General features: G+C 72.9%; 12 protein-coding genes. 7 read left to right on the forward strand and 5 right to left on the reverse strand.

What is annotated here, in order from left to right:
- Position 1: 1 nt before the first annotated feature.
- Positions 2 to 2,152 carry a hypothetical protein gene (locus I8D64_RS10465; protein WP_200502524.1) on the reverse strand — a complete coding sequence of 717 codons (2,151 nt, stop codon included), beginning with the start codon at positions 2,150 to 2,152 and terminating at the stop codon, positions 2 to 4.
- A 248-nt stretch (positions 2,153 to 2,400) separates the two neighbouring features.
- On the opposite strand from I8D64_RS10465, the gene I8D64_RS10470 reads away from it, so the two are divergent.
- Genes I8D64_RS10470 through pheA form a run of 4 tightly spaced genes read left to right on the forward strand, consistent with a single transcriptional unit; the run spans position 2,401 to position 5,012 of the window.
- On the forward strand, positions 2,401 to 2,700 hold the full coding sequence (locus I8D64_RS10470; protein ID WP_200502526.1) for a Dabb family protein: 300 nt from the start codon (positions 2,401 to 2,403) through the stop codon (positions 2,698 to 2,700).
- A 10-nt stretch (positions 2,701 to 2,710) separates the two neighbouring features.
- On the forward strand, positions 2,711 to 3,454 hold the full coding sequence (locus I8D64_RS10475) for a GNAT family N-acetyltransferase (protein WP_200502527.1): 744 nt from the start codon (positions 2,711 to 2,713) through the stop codon (positions 3,452 to 3,454).
- On the forward strand, positions 3,432 to 4,004 hold the full coding sequence (locus tag I8D64_RS10480; RefSeq protein ID WP_200502528.1) for a GNAT family N-acetyltransferase: 573 nt from the start codon (positions 3,432 to 3,434) through the stop codon (positions 4,002 to 4,004). Before I8D64_RS10475 ends, I8D64_RS10480 begins: the two co-directional genes overlap by 23 nt.
- A gap of 48 nt (positions 4,005 to 4,052) precedes the next feature.
- Positions 4,053 to 5,012 (forward strand): prephenate dehydratase, encoded by a 960-nt coding sequence (gene pheA, locus I8D64_RS10485; RefSeq protein WP_200502529.1) that lies wholly within the window; start codon positions 4,053 to 4,055, stop codon positions 5,010 to 5,012.
- Here the strand turns inward: pheA and I8D64_RS10490 are convergent.
- Together I8D64_RS10490 and I8D64_RS10495 are read right to left on the reverse strand one after the other, a co-directional pair.
- Entirely contained in the window at positions 4,996 to 6,327 is a 1,332-nt protein-coding gene (locus I8D64_RS10490) for a diacylglycerol/lipid kinase family protein (protein ID WP_200502530.1), read from the reverse strand. The two genes, pheA and I8D64_RS10490, sit on opposite strands and share 17 nt — an antisense overlap.
- A 47-nt stretch (positions 6,328 to 6,374) precedes the next feature.
- On the reverse strand, positions 6,375 to 7,901 hold the full coding sequence (locus tag I8D64_RS10495; protein ID WP_200502535.1) for an HNH endonuclease: 1,527 nt from the start codon (positions 7,899 to 7,901) through the stop codon (positions 6,375 to 6,377).
- A gap of 388 nt (positions 7,902 to 8,289) precedes the next feature.
- Between I8D64_RS10495 and serS the strand changes: the two genes are divergently transcribed.
- Both serS and I8D64_RS10505 read left to right on the forward strand, forming a co-directional pair.
- Positions 8,290 to 9,552, forward strand: coding sequence for a serine--tRNA ligase (gene serS / locus I8D64_RS10500; protein ID WP_200502537.1), 1,263 nt, complete (start codon positions 8,290 to 8,292; stop codon positions 9,550 to 9,552).
- Between the two features lies 1 nt (position 9,553).
- Positions 9,554 to 10,561 (forward strand): HAD family hydrolase, encoded by a 1,008-nt coding sequence (locus I8D64_RS10505; protein ID WP_246482958.1) that lies wholly within the window; start codon positions 9,554 to 9,556, stop codon positions 10,559 to 10,561.
- A 12-nt stretch (positions 10,562 to 10,573) separates the two neighbouring features.
- Here I8D64_RS10505 and I8D64_RS10510 read toward each other — a convergent pair whose 3' ends face one another.
- Positions 10,574 to 13,141 carry an excinuclease ABC subunit UvrA gene (locus I8D64_RS10510; RefSeq protein WP_200502539.1) on the reverse strand — a complete coding sequence of 856 codons (2,568 nt, stop codon included), beginning with the start codon at positions 13,139 to 13,141 and terminating at the stop codon, positions 10,574 to 10,576.
- A 25-nt stretch (positions 13,142 to 13,166) separates the two neighbouring features.
- Complete coding sequence (locus I8D64_RS10515) at positions 13,167 to 14,159, reverse strand: NAD(P)H-quinone oxidoreductase (RefSeq protein WP_200502541.1); 993 nt, start codon at positions 14,157 to 14,159, stop codon at positions 13,167 to 13,169.
- Positions 14,160 to 14,316: 157 nt separating this feature from the next.
- Here I8D64_RS10515 and I8D64_RS17815 point away from each other — a divergent pair, with 157 nt between their 5' ends.
- Positions 14,317 to 15,693, forward strand: coding sequence for a glycoside hydrolase family 76 protein (locus tag I8D64_RS17815; RefSeq protein WP_200502542.1), 1,377 nt, complete (start codon positions 14,317 to 14,319; stop codon positions 15,691 to 15,693).
- Positions 15,694 to 15,739 lie beyond the last annotated feature (46 nt).

Below are 15,739 nucleotides of genomic sequence, written 5' to 3' on the forward strand. Positions count from 1 at the left end.
GTCAGCGATGGTATGCGGCCGTCCGGGGAGGAGCCTCACCGTCGGACTCGCCGGTATCGCCACGCGCGCCGACCACCGGATCCGGGAGCATCGCCGCGATCAGCGGCAGCGAGACCACGAGCGCGGCGAGCAGCAGCATCGCCCCGGTGTCGTTCGTCGCATAGCCGATCCACGCCCCGACGCCGAGCGCGATGCGCACGGGCCGGGCGGCGGGATGCCGGGCGTCGAAGGCCGCGAGGCGCACCATGCGCGTGCGGGTGGGGACGAGCGAGCACAGCCAGAGCACTGCGGCCAGCAGCAGCACGCCCAGCAGCGGCCAGAACGTGGTGACCTGGTCGATGTTCTGCTGCGCCTTGCTGGCGATCACGTCGAACAGCTCGCCGGAGAGCACCTGGTCCACGAACCGTCCCAGGTGCGTCCGCTGCGCGGGCGGGCGCAGCCAGTCGAGCACCGAGATGCCCCCGACGGCCACCACCGCCGCCCCGCCGACCGCGAGCAGATGCCACCAGCGCACGCGGATCCCGCTCAGCATGAGGGCGAGGAGCCCGAGCGCGGGGACCAGCACGAGCACACCGCCGAAATCGGCGCCCATCGTCGGCGCCGCGCTCACGCCCATCACCACGACCCCGATCGCGATCACGGCGAGCACTCGCGTGCGCGGGCGCGTGAGCCGGGCGCACACGGCGAGCAGCGCGATCATCGTGCCCGCCAGCACCATTCCCGAGAGGTGGTTGGAGATGCCGTAGAAGCGGCCGCCGCGGATCGCCTGCGCCCCGAGAGGGGAGCCCAGCTGCAGCTGGGAACCGGTCGCGGACTCCGTGAGGACGGCCAGGGCGAGCAGTGCCCCCGCGGCGCCCGCGGGGCCGTACCGGAGGCGGCGCCAGGGTCCGAGCAGGGCGATCGCCGAGAGCACGAGGGCGAATCCCCACACCACGGCGGTGAGCGCGAGCGCGGGGTGCTCGGCCCTCCACCAGGGCACGGCCCCTGCGAGCAGGCCCGCGGCCGGTCCGAGAGGGAGGCACACGGCTGCGGCGCGCGCGGCGGCGGACAGGCGGCGGCGCGCCGCAAGACGCGGGACGAGCAGCACCAGGAGCCCGAGCGCCGGCAGCACCAGCCAGGATCCCAGCGCCCACCACGTCGCCCCGTCGACCAGCACGTTCGCGGCCGAGCGGTCGGTGGCCAGGCGGATGCCGGCGGTGTCGCGGACGACGGCATCGGTCGTGCCCGCGCCCGACCCGTCGGCGCCCGAACCGTCCGCGCCCGACTCGTCGGCGGGCGCCGGGGTTCCCTCGAAGATCTGCCCGGGAAGTCCCTCGGGGGTGCTCTCGCCGTGGCTCGCGAGGATCGTCGGCACCACGTCGGTGAGCAGCACGACCCCCTCCTGATGGGTGGATCCGCTGGTCAGCGAGCCGCTCGCGAAACCGGAGTCCATCACGACCTGCAGTCGGTCGGGTCCGGGTGCGGGGGAGCGGCCCTCCTCGACCGCCTCGGAGTCCTCGGGATCGTAGGGGGCGACGGATACCAGGAGCACCCGCCCCATCGATGCGCTGTCGCAGCCGCCGACGGCATCGAGCTGCTTCCCGACCTCCTCGTCGAGAGCGGCGAGGGCGCGGCCGCGCTCCGAGTCCGGGGCGACGGGGTCCTCGTCGGCCCCGCGCGCGGGCAGCGAGTCCAGGGGGACGACCTCGGGGGCGTCGGGCAGCGCGGAGACCAGGTCCTCCGCGGGCTGCGGTGAGCGGGAGGTCCGGTGGGACTGGGATGCGAGGCCCAGATAACCGCTGGTCAGCGTCTCCATGCCCTGGCGACGCGTGGGCGTCAGCGGCGTCATCGAGCCCACGCTCATCGCGGCGGTCCCCGAGCGTTCGGCGAGGCACAGGAGGTGCGGGGTCGCCTCGGAGATGTCCTCCCAGTTCAGCCCCGCGGTCGCGAGGACGAGCTCGACGGGCTGCTCCGAGGGTCCCTGCGCGGCGGGCGCTGCGGGCGCTGCCACGCCGTCCGCTCGGGCCGATGCGGGGGCGAGCACGGGGAGCAGCACGGAGACGAACAGGGCGAGTGCGAGGGCGAGCGCGAGAGGGCGGGCGGCGCGGTCAAGGCGCCGGGGCGCGCGTGCCGGGGCCGAGCTCGGGCCGATGGCCGACGGAGGGAAGGTCACCGGATGATCGTAGAAGGCGGAGCCGGACCGCCGCTCACGCTGCCGGCCCGGACGCCGCCGACCGGCGGTGAGAGCGCACTGCGCCGCGCGAGATCGCGCGGTGGGGACCGCGGGTCGACCGGTAGATTGCCCACGATCGTCGGCGATGCTGCCCGACCACTGCTCGGCGCGGCCCCGACCCGGCCACCGCCTTGCCCCACCTCCGCCTTGCCCCACCTCCGCTTCGGTCCGTCTTCGAGGAGCCCTGCATGATCCTCCACACCGTCTGCTTCACCCTCGCGCACGCGCCCGGCTCCGACGAGGAGCAGGCCTTCCTCGACGAGGCACGACGCATCCTGCCCGCGGTCCCCGGCGTCGAGGAGTTCACGGCCTCCCGGCAGGTCGGCGAGCAGAGCGACTTCCGCTTCCAGTTCGCCATGCGCTTCGCCGATCAGGACGTGTACGCCGCGTACGACGCACATCCGGACCACCAGGGCTTCGTCACCCAGCGGTGGAAGAGCGAGGTCGCAGCCTTCCAGGAGTTCGACTTCGTCCCCCTCGAGGGATGACGATCCTCTGATGGCGCGGGTGGAGGACGTCGATCGGCGCGGGCGATCCGTGCGCCTCGAGCGCCTCGAAAGGTCGCACGCCGGAGCCATCCTCGCAGGTCAGGATCGGGTTCTTGCCCGGGAAGTCTTCGGCTGCCGCTGGGAGCTCGCAGAGCTCGCGGAGTTCCTCGAGCGCGCGGAGCGGTGGAGCACGGACGGGCCCGTGCGAGAGTTCGCCGCGCGCCAGGTCGCCGGCGGGGACGTCGACATCGACACGGGCCCCGGCATGAACGCGGGCACGGGCGCGGACGCGGGCACGGACGCACACCCACGCAGTGCCTGCGGCGAGATCGTCGGCGGGGGAGGGCTGCACCTGCTGGGCCCCGGCCTCGAGCGTGGGCAGGCGGACATGAGCTACTGGGTGCTCGCTCCGCATCGACGGCACGGCTGGGGCGCCGCGATCGCCCGCGCGCTGCGGGACACCGCGAGGTCCGATCCGCGCATCTGCACGCTCGTCCTGCGCATCGCGCCGGAGAACGTGGCATCCCAGCACGTCGCGAGGGGAGCAGGCGCATGGCCGACGGGCCGGAGTGAGCGCCACCCCGGTGACGCGAGTCGGCGGGTCGAGCGCTGGGAGCTCGACCTCGACGACGAGCCCGACTTCGACCTGGACGTCGACCTCGACCTCGACCCCGACCGCGACCTCGATCTCGACGACCGAGAGGCCGGCACGGCCCGTCTACGCTGGCACGATGATCCGTCTGACCGCCCCTGACCCCGCCCGCTTCGAGTCCTGGGCCGCGTGCGTGCGGGACTTCGCGGACGGGCCGATCGACGGCTCGGGCTATTTCGGGGGCTCGATCCCCGAACCCACTCCCGAGGAGTTCGCGCGCTATCTCGAGCAGCGCCTCGCCGAGGGCGACACGTCGATCCCTCCGGCGCCCGAGCGCGTGCACTGCTCGTACCGGTGGATCGTCGACGAGACCTGGGAGGCGGGCGGACCCCTGCTCGGATTCCTCGCCGTGCGCCACCACCTCACCAGTTTCCTACTCGCCCAGGGCGGACACATCGGCTACTCCGTGCGTCCCTCCGCCCGCCGACGGGGCGTCGCGGGTGCAGCGCTCGCCGTCGGCCTCACGGAGGCCGCCGAGCTGGGCATCGATCCCGTGCTCGTCTGCTGCGCCGAGACCAACGAGGCCTCGCGACGCACCATCGAGCGCAACGGCGGGGTGTACGAGAGCTCGATCGCCGAGCACAGGCGGTACTGGTTCGGGCAGGGCCCCTGGCCGCAGGAGCCGGACGCTCAGGGAGCACTCGGTCGCTGAGCCTGGACCGCGCCCACGCCGCACGCCCGCCGCCGATACCCTGCAGCCATGCGGTACGGATTCCTCGGCCCCGAGACCACCTTCACCCACCAGGCGCTCCTGCAGGCCCTCGCGGAGGCGCCCGACGAGCTGCGCGCCGGGGCCGAGCTGATCCCGTTCACGTCGGTCGCGACGGCGACCACGGCGCTCGTGGACGGCGAGATCGACGCGATCACCGCGCCGATCGAGAACTCGGTCGAGGGCGGGGTGTCCGGCACGCTCGACGTCCTCGCCTCGCACGACCGCATCACGATCGTCGCCGAGCAGATCGTCCCGATCACCTTCGTGCTCGCCGCCAAGCGGCAGATGGACCTGTCCGAGGTGCGCGCCGTCGCCTCCCACACCCACGCGCAGGCGCAGGTTCAGGGGTGGATCCGCGAGAACCTGCCGGGCGCCGCGATCGAGCCGGCCTCCTCGACCGCCGGGGCCGCCCAGGCCATCGCCGACGCGAGCGAGACGGAGGCCGAGGGCCTCGCTGCGATCTGCTCGCCGCTGGCCGCGGAGCACTTCGGGCTCCAGGTCCTCGCCCGCGGCATCGAGGACACCAAGGGCGCCCAGACCCGCTTCGTCATCGTCACCCGCAACAGCCGGATCCCCGCCCGCACCGGGGCGGACAAGACGACGCTCGTCGTCCACCTCCCGCACAACCGCTCGGGCGCTCTGCTGGAGATGCTCGAGCAGTTCAGCGCCAACGGCGTGAACCTCTCCCGCATCGAGTCCCGACCCATCGGCGACGCCCTGGGCCGCTACTCCTTCTCCATCGACGCCGAGGGGCATCTGGAGGACCGTCGCGTCGCCAGCGCTCTGCGCGGACTGCACCGCATGTGCCCGCAGGTCATCTACCTGGGGTCCTATCCGCGCGCGGATCAGCAGCGGTCGACGATCGACGTCGCCACGGCCGACGACTCCTACGACGACGCGAGCCGCTGGGTGGACGAACTCAGCAGGATGATCACGCCCGTCCCGTGACGGACACGTCCGACGGCACCTGCCCGGAGTCCTTCCGGTCCGTCGGGTCCGTTGAGTCGGTCAGGCCTGTCGGGGTGGTCGGGTCCTTCGGGTCGTTCGGGTCCGTCGGATCGGTCGGGTCAGTGGGGTCCATCGGATCCTCCCCGCCGTCGATCTGATCCGATTCCGTGACGTGCGGGCCGACCTGTTGGCGGTCGGTCTCGACGCCGCGGTCCGCGACGCTGGCCGGCGTGCGCATGATCAGCGCACCGGGATCGACCTCGGCGAGCAGATGGGTCGCCTTCCCCTCTGTGTCGCCGTCGAGCTGCACGGGCTGCGGCTTGGTCGTCACCACGCTCACGCTCGTGGTGAGCGCCTGCTCCATCGTGGAGAGCTGGGGCTTGGGGTGCAGCGCCGGCTGGACGAGACGCGCGATGATCTGGCTGAGCCCCGCGGCACCCCGCCACGAGAGCACCAGCACGTCAAGGCGATGATTGTCCACCGTCGCGTCGGGCATCAGGACGATACCGCCGGGCAGACGCCCCACGTTGCCGATCAGCACGGTGCGGGCGTCGACGTCGACGCTGTGGCCGGAAGGGGTCGTGATCCGCGCCGAGAACGCGCGGCCCACGATCTTGTCGAGGCCCGCGACCACGTAGGCGGGCCAGCCGATGCGCCTCTTCATCTTCGGATTCGTCGCGCCGATGACCTCGGCATCCGCTCCCACACCGGCGATCACGAGGAACGCCCGCTTCTGCGCCGTCGAGATCTCCGACGAGGAGCTGCCGGTGCGCATCCAGCCCATGTCGACCATGCTGTCGGATCCCAGCAGGGCGACCCGCAGCGCCTTCTCGAGATCGTCGAGGGGGAGGTCGAGGTTGCGGGCGAGCAGGTTGCCGGTGCCCACGGGCAGGATCGCCATACGCACACCCGAATGGGCGAGGGCCGAGGCGACCTCGCGCACCGTGCCGTCGCCGCCCGCCGCGATCACCAGGTCGGCCCCGTCCTCCAGGGCCTGTGCGGCCTGTCCGCGGCCGGGGTCCTCGCGCGTGGTGTCGTGGAAGTGCAGCTCGATGCCGAGCAGCCGCTCGGCGATCGTGCGCAGGCGCTCGCGGAACTGCTCGGGGTCGTCGTGCTTGGACGGATTCATGACCACGGCCACGCGGGAGAACGACCCGCCCTCGCTCGCGAGCACCGCGCGGTCCGCGCGAGCGCGCGCGAGATCGTCCACCTGGCGGCGCTGCGCGCGGACGTGCACGAGCACCACCGCCAGCAGCACGACGACGACCACGCTGAGGGCGATCGAGACGATCGCGAGGACGGTGCTCAGATCCATGGGCCGAGACTACCTGGGCCGATGGTGCGACGAGCGACGGGCGGCATTCATCCGCTGGGTGCGGAAGGTCGGTCGAGCCGGTCCCCTTCGGGGTGCGCCTCGACGGAGTGGTCGTCGTGCTGCGAGGCGGCGTCCAGATCGGGTCGCGGCCATCTCAGCGGGGGAGGAGCGCTGGTGAACGTGCGGCCGGTGGGAGTCGTGAGGCGGAGGGTGCGATCAGGAGGTGGCTCCGGTCCCGCGGACGCGTCGGGTGGCCCCGATCCGTCGTGCCCATCGGCGGCGCCGGTCCCGATCTCCTCGATCCAGCCCTGGGTCTCCATGAGGTAGTTGCACGATTCGCACAGACCTGCGCCGTTGTCGATGCGGGTGGCGCCGCCGTCGACGTAGCTCTCGACGTGGTCGATGTGGCGGATGCGCGCCTCGCACCAGGGAGTGCGGCACCGCTGGTCCGCGATCTCGATGAAGCGACGGTCCGGACCGGAGAAGCGGCGGCGCGTGTCGTCGGCCGCGGTGAGGCGTCCGCTGATCGGGTCGGTGAGCAGGCGGCGCACGAAGCGCTGCGCCGTCGAGTCGTCCTCCGGATCGCCGTGGAGCGCGAAGCGACGGGCGATGCCGGCGGGCACGGGGTGGCCGTCGATCCAGGCGACGTCGTCGGCCTCGTCCAGCAGCGCCTTGTCGGTCATCATCAGCTGGATCTCGACGCCCATGCTCCCCGGATCCTGCTGGCCGGTGACGCGGGCGACCAGGGCGTCGGCCATGTGCTGACCACGGGTGCCTTCGACGCCCTGGGAGCGAGCGGTCGAGGCGGCCCGGTCCAGCACCTTGTACACGGCGACGCCCTCGGCGAGCGGCAGCAGGGCGCTCAGCCGCACGGTCGAGCCGGAGGCGGGACGGATCGAGACGTGCCGCTCGGAGACCTCGCGCTCGTGGCGGGCGAGGGCTGCGGCCTGATCGAGCTCGTCGGCGCGCGCCCGCGCGGGCACGCCGGCACGGGTGGGGGAGACCTCCGGCAGCTGGGCGGAGATGTCGCGGTCCACGCGGGCGCGGTCCTCGTCGTCCAGGCAGATGACGCCCTTGGCGACCTCATCGGCCGCCCAGGTGCAGATCTCGCCGCGCGCGAGCAGATCCAGGGTCCTCGGCATCGACTCGACGACCACCCGCTCGAGAGCCAGATGGTTCCGGGTGCGGGCGGGCGAGGCACGGCGCACGAGCGCGATCTCCTCCGCGACGCCCTTCCCGAGGTCCTTGCGGGGCACACCGTCGGCCCGCTGCTTGGCGATGCGCCCGGCGCGGAAGGCGACCGATGCGCTCATCTGGGTCGCACCCGCCAGGGCGAGGATCTGCTCGCTGATCTCGATCGACGCGAGCAGGGAGTCGATGCCGATCGGCGTCGCGGAGTCAGATGCGCCCGAGGCGTCATCCGGCCCACTATCCGGCGCGGGACCCAGGAGGGAGAACGCCCGCGCGAGGGTGGCATGGGCGTGGGCGAGGAGCTGTGCCGGATCCTCCGATCGCACCAGCCCCAGCGAGGGCCCAGCGGTCCCCGCACCGCGCGTCGCCGTCGACGTCATCATCCACACCTCCCCTCCAGGTCCTGTTCCAGATCGGTCCCTCGTGCTCGCCGCTCCGCGCGGTGAACACGCATAAATCTCACTTCACCTGCGGCGATCCTTCTGATGCCTCGAGCCTACGGACCCTCCGATCCCCTGGGAACGGCACCCCGGAGAATGTGGATGACTCGGAGAAAACGGGCGCAGTGCGGCGGGACGAGCCTCTGACCTGCCGTCCGCCAGTCCTCCACAATCGGCCGCAGGATCGAAGGCGTGCACGGGATCCGCCGCGGAGCGTCGCTGCGCATCCGCGCCTCACCTCGCCCTCACCACTTCCCATCGACCTGTTCCCCGCATCCCATCCCGTCCCGGGCGCACGGCTCCGCCTCCGCGCCCCGGTACCCTGGAGCGCATGATCGATCTGCGGCTCCTGCGCGAGAACCCCGACCTGGTCCGTGACGCACAGAAGGCCCGTCGGCGCGACCCCTCCACCGTCGATGCCGTGCTCGCGGCCGATTCGCGCTGGCGCGAGGCGACCACCTCCTTCGAGAACGCGCGCGCCGAGCAGAAGGCCTTCGGCAAGCAGGTCGCCAAGGCCCAGGGCGAGGAGAAGCAGCAGCTCCTCGCGCAGGTCAAGGACCTCGCCGCCCGCGTGAAGGATCTCGAGGCGCAGGCGCACACCGCCGCCGACGAGCGCGAGGCCGCCCTGCGGGTCATCCCGAACATCTCCGAGGGCGCCCCCGAGGGCCTCGAGGAGGACTTCGTGGTCCGCGAGGTCGTGGGCGAGAACCCGACCTTCGACTTCCCCGTCAAGGACCACCTCGAGATCGCCGAGGGCCTGCGCGCGCTCGACATGGCGCGCGGCGCGAAGGTCTCCGGCGCCCGCTTCTACTTCCTGCGCGGCATCGGCGCGCAGCTCGAGCTCGCCATCCTCAACGCGGCGATCGACCAGGCCACCAAGGCCGGGTTCACCCCGATGATCACGCCCACCCTGGTGCTGCCGGAGTCGATGGACGGCACCGGCTACCTGGGCGAGCACGCCGACGAGGTCTACCACCTCGACAAGGACGACGACCTCTACCTCGTGGGCACGAGCGAGGTCGCGCTGGCGAGCTATCACCGCGACGAGATCCTCGACCTCTCCGACGGGCCCCTGCGCTACGCGGGCTGGTCGACCTGCTACCGCCGCGAGGCCGGCAGCTACGGCAAGGACACCCGCGGCATCATCCGCGTCCACCAGTTCCAGAAGGTCGAGATGTTCTCGTTCTGCCGGATCGAGGACTCCTACGCCGAGCACGAGCGCCTGCTGGACTGGGAGCGGGAGATGATGGCGAGGATCGACGTGCCCTACCGCATCATCGACACCGCCGCCGGGGACCTCGGCACGAGCGCGGCCCGCAAGTTCGACTGCGAGGCCTGGGTGCCCAGCCAGGACACCTACCGCGAGCTCACCTCGACCTCGAACACGACCCAGTTCCAGGCGCGCCGGCTGAACATCCGCGAGCGCACCGAGGACGGCCTGCGACCCGTCGCGACCCTCAACGGGACGCTCGGGACCACGCGCTTCATCGTCGCGATCCTCGAGAACCACCAGCAGGCCGACGGCTCCGTGGTGGTGCCGGAGGGGCTGCGCCCGTACCTCGGGGGCCGCGAGGTCTTCGAGGTGCAGTCCTGACATGGGGCGTGGACGCTCCCGCACCTCGGGCCTGCTGCCGAGCGCGCTGCGGCGCCTGGGCCGGGGCCTGCGACGCCTGCCCTTCACCCGTTCGTCAGACGCACCTGACAGGCTCGAGGCCATGACCGTGACGGAGACCGAGAACGACCGCATCGCCCGCGTCGAGCACGTGCGCACCCGGCTGCGCGAGGCGCTCGCGCCGCTGCGGGACGGCGAGGAGGGCAGCGTGCTGTTCGGCCTCGACGTCGACGGGACCCTCGTGGACCACGACGGCGAGATGTCGCCCGGTGTGCACGACGCCCTGGTCGCCGCGGCATCCGCGCAGCGCGTGGTGATCGCGACCGGGCGCTCGCTCGGCGCGACGCTCCCGGTCGCCCGCATGGCCGGCGTCGAGCGCGGGTACGCGGTGTGCTCGAACGGCGCGGTGACGATCGAGCTCGACCCCTCGGCCGACGAGGGCTGGCGCGTCCTCGAGACCCGCGCCTTCCAGCCCGAGGAGGCCCTGCGCACCCTGCGCGAGGTCGCGCCGAACGCCCACTACGCGGTCGAGACCGTCGACGGCGCCTTCTACGCGACGCCCGGGTTCCAGGACGCGAGCTTCGGCGTCGAGGCGATCCCCACCGACCTCGACGAGCTGCTGGTCCTCGAGGCGGTGCGCGTGGTCGTCCACGTCCCCGACCTCACCCCGCAGGAGTTCGCGCAGCTCATCGACGAGTCCGGCGTCCACGGCGTGCAGTACGCGATCGGTTGGACGGCGTGGCTCGACATGGCCGCGCCGGGCGTCTCCAAGGCGACCGCGCTGGAGTCCGTGCGGGCGCGTCTGGACATCGAGACCTCGCGCACCGTGACCATCGGGGACGGCTTCAACGACGTCGAGATGCTGCGCTGGGCCGGCGCGGGGATCGCGATGGGCCAGGCGGTCGACGGGGTCAAGGACAGCGCCGACCTCGTGACCCTCGACGTCTGGAACGACGGGGCCGCCGAGGTCCTGCGCACCGTCGTCGACTGAGAACCGGCCGGCTCAGCCCGCCGTGTGCGCGGCGAGCCAGCGCCCCGTCGCGGAGTCCTGGCACTGAGCGACCTGCGCGACCTGCGCGGGAGCGCCCGAGGCGACGATCCTCCCGCCGTCCTCGCCGGCGCCCGGGCCCAGGTCGATGACGTGATCGGCCTGCGCGACCACGCGCATGTCGTGCTCGACGACGATGACGCTCGAGCCGCCGTCCACGAGCCTGTTCAGCTCCGCGACCAGCAGGTCCACGTCCGCCGGATGGAGACCAGCGGTCGGCTCGTCCAGGAGGTAGGCGGTGTGTCCGCGTGCGGTGCGCTGCAGCTCGGTCGCGAGCTTGATGCGCTGGGCCTCGCCGCCGGAGAGCTCGGTCGCGCTCTGGCCGAGCGTGAGGTAGCCCAGGCCGATCGCCTCCAGCGCGTCGAGGGCGCGCATGATGCGGGCGTCGGACGAGAAGACCCCGCGGGCCTCGCGCACCGAGAGGCCCAGGACCTCGGCGATGGTCAGCGAGTTCCAGGTGACCTCGAGGGTCTCGTCCGTGTACCGGGCGCCGTGGCAGTCGGGGCACGGGGTGAAGGTGCCGGGGAGGAACACGAGCTCGACCTCGATCTGCCCCTCGCCCTGGCAGGTGGGGCAGCGGCCCGCAGTGACGTTGAAGGAGAAGCGGCCGGCGCCCCAGCCGCGCCGCCGGGCCTCCTCGGTGTCCGCGAACAGGCGGCGCACCCGGTCGAACAGGCCCGTGTACGTCGCGAGGCATGAACGGGGAGTGCGCCCGATGGGCTTCTGGGTGATCCGCACCAGGCGGTCGATCTGCTCCGCACCGCGGACCTCCCGGACCCGCGGAGGCCGTTCGGCACCGGGGGGCGGGGCGTCGGGTTCCGCACTGCCCATCACTTCCTCGTCGTCGTCCACGCTGGTGCGGACGGTCCCGCCGAGGACCCGCGCGAGGACGTCGCTGATCAGCGTGGTCTTCCCCGAACCGGAGACGCCGGTGATCGCCGTGAACGAGCCCAGCGGCACCTCGACGTCCATGTCATGGATCGTGCGCGCCTCGACACCGGCGAGGACCAGGCGGCCCGTCGGCCGTCGGGCCTGATCACCGGTGCGAAGGGACGGCAGCGGCCGGCCGAGGTGCGCGGCCGTGCGGGAACCGGGGGCGTCCGCGAGCTGCGCGACCGGCCCCGAGTGCAGGATGCTGCCGCCCTCGACGCCCGCCCCGGGGCCCAGGTCGATCACCCAGTCGGCCTTCTCGATCAGCCACATGTCGTGCTCGACGAGCAGCACCGAGTTCCCCTCGTCGAGGAAGCGGGAGAAGAGGTCCTGCAGCATCCCCTTCTCGCTCGGGTGGAGCCCGGCCGACGGCTCGTCGAGCACATAGGCGACGCCGAACAGGCCCGCGCGCAGCTGCGAGGCGAGGCGCAGACGCTGCAGCTCCCCCGTGGACAGGGTGCGCGCGGGACGATCCAGCGTGAGGTGCCCGACCCCGAGGCCCACCATCGTGCGCAGCACCGGCAGCAGGTTCGGCAGCAGCAGGCGCTCGGCCTCCGCCTCGGGGGAGACGTCGTCACGGTCGCTCGCCGCATCCTCCGTGCCGTGCTCCATCCCGAGCTGCGTCGCGCGCTCCTCGCACATCGCGAGCACCTGCTGCGCGCTGCGCGCGAGGAGATCGAAGATCGGCAGACCCAGGTAGGTGACGCGGAGGGCGTCGGCGTTCAGTCGATGCCCCTCGCACGCGGGGCACAGGGAGGTGTCGAGGTACCGCAGGGCCCGCTCGCGGGTCTTCTCGGAACCGGCCGCGGAGACCGCGTGCCGCAGGTAGCGGGCCACGGACTGCCAGCGCCCCTCGTAGGTGCGCTGCACCTGGTCGACGCCGCGCATGGGATGCACCGTGACCACGGGCTGCTCGTCGGTGAACAGGATCCATTCGCGCGCCTCCCGCGGGATGTCGCGCCAGGGCACGTCCATGGGGGCGACGTCGAGGGTGGCGAGGATGTCGCGGAGGTTCTTGCCCATCCAGGCGCCGGGCCACGCCTGGATGGCGCCGTCGTCGATGCTGAGCGACGGGTCGGGGACCATCGAGCGCTCGGTGGGCTCGTGCAGCACGCCCGCGCCGCGGCAGACGGGGCACATGCCCTCTGTCGTGTTCGGGCTGAACGCCTCGGCGGGCAGTCGGCCGCCGTGAGCCGGGTGGCCGCGGGTGAGGACGTCGGCGGGATGAGCGCCGGCGCGGGCGTACAGCAGGCGGATCGCGTGGGAGAGCGTGGTCAGGGTGGCGACGGTGGAGCGTGCGCCGCCGCCGCTCGTGCGCTGCTCGAGGGCGACCGTGGGCGGCAGGCCGTGGAGGCTCTCGACACGGGGATCCATCGCGCTGCCGATGAGGCGGCGCGCGAACGGGGCGATCGACTCGAGGTATCGGCGCTGCGCCTCGCCGTGGATCGTGCCGAAGGCGAGGGAGGACTTCCCCGAACCGGACACACCGGTGAACGCGACGAGCTTCCCCCGCGGGAAGGACGTGCTCACATGGCGCAGGTTGTGCAGGTGCGCATCGTGCACGCGGACCAGGTCATCGTGGGCATCGGGCATGGTCGGACCGTAACAGGGCGGGCCGTCAGTCCCTGATGTCGAGGATGACCTTGCCGAGGTGGCCGCCGTCCTCCAGGATCCGGTGGGCCCGCTCGGCATCGGCCAGGGGGAGTCGGGCCTGCACCGGCAGGCGCACGGAGCCGTCCGCGAGCATCGGCCACACGAGCTCGCGGGTCAGCTGCACGATGAGGTGCTTCTCCGCGACCGGGCGCGAGCGCAGCGTGGTGCCGATGACCCGGGCCCGTCGGCCCATCAGAGCGCCGAGGTCGAGCTCGCCGCGCGGTCCGCCGATCGTGCCGATCACGACGAGGCGGCCGTGCTCGCGCAGCATCGCGACGTTGTCGCGGAGGGTCGGCCCGCCGACGACGTCGAGGATCACGTCGGCCCCGCCCGCCTCGCCCACCACGTCGCGGACATCGGTCGTGTGCCGGTTCCAGGCGAGATCCGCGCCGAGCTCCTGCGCCGTGCCCACCGCCCCGTCGGAGCCGACCGTGGTCAGCACCCGGGCGCCGAGCGCGTGGGCGAACTGGATCGCGAAGGAGCCGATGCCGCCGGTTCCGCCGTGGACCAGCAGGGTCTGCGGGCCGGGAGCGGGCTCGCCCTGCAGCCGCGGCCACGGGTTGTCCGTGCGGCAGCCGGGGCGCAGGTCCGCCTCGATCACGAGGTTCGAGACGACCGTCGCCGCGACCTCGATGAGACCGGCGGCGTCGTGCAGGTCCAGGGCCGACGGAGCGGGCAGCACCTGTGCCTCGGGGACGGCGACGACCTCGGCGTATCCGCCGCCGGCCAGCAGCGCGACGACCTCCTCCCCGGTGTCACGGCGGCGACCGGAGACCTCGAGTCCGGGGATCTCCGAGACACCGGGAGGCGGCGGGTAGTGCCCGGCGGTCTGGGCGAGGTCGGCGCGGTTCACCCCCGCCGCGGCGACGTCCACGAGGATCTCGCCGTCGCCGGGCACGGGCTCGGGGATGTCGCTGAGCTGGAGGCGGTGGTCCTCGGTGATCGTGATCGCGCGCATGGGATCCACGGTACGCGGGAGCCGGGGCGTCGGCCCCCGCGTATCGGTACGAATCGGAACGGTTTCCCCGAAGTCGGGACCTCGGGCCGACGGGTCGCTAGCGTGAGCGGCGATGCGGCGCCCGGCCGTGCGCCGCGCACTCGATGAGGAGTCCGCCGTGGCAGATCAGACCGTCGACCCCGCCCCGCACGATCCCCGACCCGTGGAGCCCACCGGCGCGGGCGGCCGTACCGGCCGGAATCCGAGCCGCCCTCCGGGCCGCCGCGCGCTGCTGGGCGCAGCCGTGTGCGCGGGCGCCCTGCTGCCTGCCGCGACAGCGGGTGCGGTCCCGACGGCTGGTGCGACCCCGACCGGAGGTGCCGCCATGACGGGCGGCGCAGCTCCCGCCGCACCGCGTGGCTCGGGGGAGGGGGCCGGAGGCCGGCTCTCGACGGGTCAGCGTCGCCGGCGGGCGCGCCGTGCGGTCCGCGCGCTGCAGCTGAATTTCTCGCTCCCCGCGCCCAGTCCGATGCTCTCCGAGCTCTACCCCCGCCGTGAGGAGGACCCCGACTTCTCCTACTGCTGGCCGCTGTCGCAGGCCCGCTCCGCAGCCTGCGAGCTCTCCTACGCCCTCGCCTCCGAACCCGCGCAGGACCGCCAGTTCCGACGCGCGCTCGAGGACGCCCAGCAGGCCTACTGGTACGCAGCGGGCGGCGAGACGGGCCTGCCCGGGTGCACCGCCGCGTGCGATCGGGAGCAGGGTCCGCACGGGGACATGTACTACGACGACAACGCCTGGGTGGGCCTGCAGGACGTCGAGGAGCATCTGATCGCCGGCGGCAGTCGCGGGAACCTCGAACGGGCGCGGGCGATCCTCGAGCTGCTGCGCTCGGGGGAGGACACCGACCCCGACGCCCCGAGCCCCGGCGGCATCTTCTGGACCCAGGCCGGCGACGAGAGCGGTCGCAACACCGTCTCCACCGTCCCCTCCGCGAAGCTCGCCCTGCGACTGCACCAGATCACGGGGGACGCGACCATGCTCCGCGACGCGCAGCGTTGGGTGTCCTGGGCCCGCGGGACCCTGCTGGCCGACGAGGGGCTGTTCTGGGACAACATCGCGCCCGACGGCACCATCGACAGGACCTTCTGGAGCTACAACCAGGGGGTGCCGCTGGGCACCGAGGCCCTGCTCTTCGAGATCACCGGGCGGCGCGCCCACCGCGACCGGGCCATCGACCTCGCCGATGCGGTCGTGCGCCGATACGCGCCCTTCGAGGACGGCGGCGGCCTGGACGATCAGCCCCTGCAGTTCGCCGCGATCCTCACCGCGAACCTGGTGATGGCGCAGGCCGTGATCGGCGACCGGATCCCCGGCCGTGCGATCGCCCGGGCCTATGCCGATCGCCTGTGGTCGCGCCGCGATCCCGGCACGGACCTCTACGACGGGGAGGAGCGCGAGGGCGGGGACCGTCTGCACCTGCTGGACCAGGCGGGCTATGCGCGGGCGCTGGCCGTCGCGGCCATCGGGGACAAGCACGCGCGCCTGCTGTGCTGAGAGCGCGAGGACTGCAGAGCTGAGGGGACAGCGGGGCGAAGGGCTG

Source organism: Brachybacterium halotolerans (assembly GCF_016623465.1).
GTDB lineage: Bacteria > Actinomycetota > Actinomycetes > Actinomycetales > Dermabacteraceae > Brachybacterium > Brachybacterium halotolerans.

What these genes read in the sequence shown, in the direction of transcription:
- serS (WP_200502537.1), top strand. Translation starts at nt 8,290, where the DNA reads ATGATCGATCTGCGGCTCCTGCGCGAGAACCCCGACCTGGTCCGTGAC.
- pheA (WP_200502529.1), top strand. Translation starts at nt 4,053, where the DNA reads ATGCGGTACGGATTCCTCGGCCCCGAGACCACCTTCACCCACCAGGCG.
- I8D64_RS10495 (WP_200502535.1), bottom strand. Translation starts at nt 7,901, where the DNA reads ATGATGACGTCGACGGCGACGCGCGGTGCGGGGACCGCTGGGCCCTCG.
- I8D64_RS10470 (WP_200502526.1), top strand. Translation starts at nt 2,401, where the DNA reads ATGATCCTCCACACCGTCTGCTTCACCCTCGCGCACGCGCCCGGCTCC.
- I8D64_RS10510 (WP_200502539.1), bottom strand. Translation starts at nt 13,141, where the DNA reads ATGCCCGATGCCCACGATGACCTGGTCCGCGTGCACGATGCGCACCTG.
- I8D64_RS10490 (WP_200502530.1), bottom strand. Translation starts at nt 6,327, where the DNA reads ATGGATCTGAGCACCGTCCTCGCGATCGTCTCGATCGCCCTCAGCGTG.
- I8D64_RS10505 (WP_246482958.1), top strand. Translation starts at nt 9,554, where the DNA reads ATGGGGCGTGGACGCTCCCGCACCTCGGGCCTGCTGCCGAGCGCGCTG.
- I8D64_RS10475 (WP_200502527.1), top strand. Translation starts at nt 2,711, where the DNA reads ATGGCGCGGGTGGAGGACGTCGATCGGCGCGGGCGATCCGTGCGCCTC.
- I8D64_RS10480 (WP_200502528.1), top strand. Translation starts at nt 3,432, where the DNA reads ATGATCCGTCTGACCGCCCCTGACCCCGCCCGCTTCGAGTCCTGGGCC.
- I8D64_RS10515 (WP_200502541.1), bottom strand. Translation starts at nt 14,159, where the DNA reads ATGCGCGCGATCACGATCACCGAGGACCACCGCCTCCAGCTCAGCGAC.